Here is a 2,538-nt window from a genome sequence, read left to right on the forward strand (position 1 = left end):
ATGGCCAGTAATCGGTATCTGGTTTACGGCAATGGGTGTTAGCACCATGGCGTTTAACCTCAATGGTTTTAACTTCAACCAGTCGATTCTCGATTCTCAAGGTCGTGTAATCGGTACTTGGGCCGATGTTTTAAACCGCGCTGGTATCGGTATGGAAGTAATGCACGAGCGCAACGCTCACAACTTCCCCTTAGACTTAGCTAGTGGTGAACAGGCTCCCGTAGCTCTGATTGCTCCCGCTATCAATGGTTAATTCCTAGTCTGAACGAAAAGGCACTCCCGCGAGGGGGTGCTTTTTTGTTGTTAGAATTGGGGAACAATGAAAAACGCTGGAAAATGTTTATTCTTAAACAATCATCATTATGACCGCTCTCACTGGAAAATATACTCTTAGTCAATATTTTGAGCAGGAAATACAATCCCAAACTCGTCATGAATATCTGGATGGAAAAATTATTGCTATGACAGGAGGGACACCGACTCATAATCGCATTATTAGTAATTTATTAGTGGCTTTATATACTGGACTAAAGAATCAACCCTATGCCGTTTTTGTCACCGATCAGCGTTTATGGATACCTGAGCGTCAAATAGCTACCTATCCTGATATTATGGTGATGCCTGAACCTCTTATTTATCAAGAAGGACGCAAAGATACTTTAATTAATCCTGTTTTAATCGCTGAGGTTTTGTCTGCTGCAACGGCAAGTTACGACAGAGAAGAAAAGTTTGCCGCTTATCGAACCATTGCAACTTTTCAGGAATATTTATTGATTTCTCAGGAAAAATGTTATATTGAACATTTTCAAAAGGAAGGCGATTGCTGGGTGTTTACAGCTTATGAATCTGATAGGATAATTCATTTAAACTCTTTGGGGGTTGAGGTGGAGATAGCAGATATTTATAACAAGGTAATCTTTAGTTGAAGCTTTAAATTTGAAGCTTTTGTTATCATTAAACTAAACTAATCTTGGTCAGGAGTTAATTTTATGATATCCCCTCAAATTATTGAACTGGAACAAAAGTTACGAAATTTTTCGTTTGAAGATAAACAATGGTTATTAGAACAGTTACACAAGCATTTAGAAGTTTTAAAAGAAAATGTAAATAGAAAACAGGCCAAAGATTTGATTATGGAAACATTAAATGAGGTTCAAAATATGCCCGATAATTGTTATCATGAAGTTTGGCAAAAATTTGATGACGCTTGTGTGAGAATTTCAGGAAACTTAGAAGAATCTGATTTACTATGATGTTTGCTCAAGATTCACCTCTTGTTATTCTTGATACTTCGGTTTTTCTTTCAGCTTTGTTAAGTAAAAATCCAGTGTGCCTTGTCAAATTATTCGTTATTGGTGAGAGGGTAGATTTAAGTTAGTTATTTCTCCTCAATTATTGGAGGAATTGGTTGAAAAACTATTAGTGAAAAATATTGACAGAAATGATATTAAGGATATTTTAAGGGCTATTTTTTATACTGCTATCAAAATTCAAGGCATTTATCAAGCAACGCTACTCGATCAGGTTGATCCAAATGATAAGTAGGTAGGCACAATTATTTGTAGGATGGGTTAGCGGTAGCGTAACCCATGCGGGCGTTGGGTTTCATGCTTCAACCCAACCTACGTTCATTTTATATTTAATTCCACCCACCTACTTAATATGTTTTTGGCAGCCGCTTACGAAATAGGTGCTGATTATCTAGTTTCTTTAGATAAAAAACACATTTTACCGCTAAAGCATTATCATTATACACAAATTTTATCGCCAAATTTATTCTTACAAGTCTTACAAAATAGTTAAAGGTAAAAATGCGATCGCATTTATTTGTAAAGAGATAATCCTAATCGTTAGGATTTCTTTTAAGATAGGATTTAAACACAGAATTAATGGGAAAATAGGACGAGGTTTCTGATGGTAATTTATCCAGTAAACAGCGTCTCATTAGTGACTGAATAGCTGCCCAAAATTGGGATTGAGAAAGGTCAAGATTAGCAGTTTTAGGAAATTTTTCTACCGCTTCAGTTTGATTAGCTAACCAGTGTATCACCTTTTTTTCTGCTGCGGATAAACGCTGTAAATGACATTCGATCGAGTTTTCTATATCCCCTAAATAAATTTCATTGTTCATTTGTTCTAAAAATAAGGATACTTCTCCATCAAATAGTTCAATAATGGTTGAGGAGATGATATTTAACCAGTTAGGATGACCTTGATAAAGTTCCCTCAGTTCTGTCCATTTCTCCTCACTTTTTAAACCGTATTCTTTGAAGATTTCTTCAAATTCTGTTGTTAAACCTTGCAGGTATAAAGTTTTAATTTTATCGGATTTTAAGGTGACAAAATCTCTGGGAAGTTCCCAACTAATTAAAATCCAACAACTTTGATGAGATGTGGTAGCAATTTGCTGAAAAAATTTATGATAATCCTGACAGTCGCTTAAATATTTACCTGCTAATTCCCCCAGTTTAAAAATATTCTGCACATCATCAAGAATAATTAAACAACGATAGGAGCTTAGATAATCTATTATATCAG

General features: G+C 35.2%; 4 protein-coding genes and 1 pseudogene. 4 read left to right on the forward strand and 1 reads right to left on the reverse strand.

The window, feature by feature from the left end:
* The 4 genes from IM515_RS10140 to IM515_RS10155 all read left to right on the forward strand — a co-directional run.
* On the forward strand, window positions 1-253 hold a 253-nt coding region (locus IM515_RS10140), incomplete at its 5' end, for a hypothetical protein (RefSeq protein WP_287697977.1).
* A gap of 109 nt (window positions 254-362) precedes the next feature.
* Window positions 363-926 (forward strand): Uma2 family endonuclease, encoded by a 564-nt coding sequence (locus IM515_RS10145; RefSeq protein WP_287629141.1) that lies wholly within the window; start codon window positions 363-365, stop codon window positions 924-926.
* Between the two features lie 63 nt (window positions 927-989).
* Window positions 990-1,253 (forward strand): hypothetical protein, encoded by a 264-nt coding sequence (locus IM515_RS10150; protein ID WP_002752205.1) that lies wholly within the window; start codon window positions 990-992, stop codon window positions 1,251-1,253.
* A gap of 169 nt (window positions 1,254-1,422) precedes the next feature.
* On the forward strand, window positions 1,423-1,545 hold the full coding sequence (locus tag IM515_RS10155; protein WP_256377346.1) for a hypothetical protein: 123 nt from the start codon (window positions 1,423-1,425) through the stop codon (window positions 1,543-1,545).
* Between the two features lie 298 nt (window positions 1,546-1,843).
* Here the strand turns inward: IM515_RS10155 and IM515_RS10160 are convergent.
* A pseudogene (locus IM515_RS10160) lies at window positions 1,844-2,538 on the reverse strand (ATPase); the annotation flags it as partial.

Origin of the sequence: Microcystis sp. M44BS1 (genome assembly GCF_020244875.1) — a bacterium.
In the GTDB taxonomy this organism is placed as follows: Bacteria; Cyanobacteriota; Cyanobacteriia; order Cyanobacteriales; family Microcystaceae; genus Microcystis; species Microcystis panniformis.

Excerpts from the sequence above, each read along its gene's own strand:
- IM515_RS10145 (WP_287629141.1), top strand. The coding sequence starts at position 363 with ATGACCGCTCTCACTGGAAAATATACTCTTAGTCAATATTTTGAGCAG.
- IM515_RS10150 (WP_002752205.1), top strand. The coding sequence starts at position 990 with ATGATATCCCCTCAAATTATTGAACTGGAACAAAAGTTACGAAATTTT.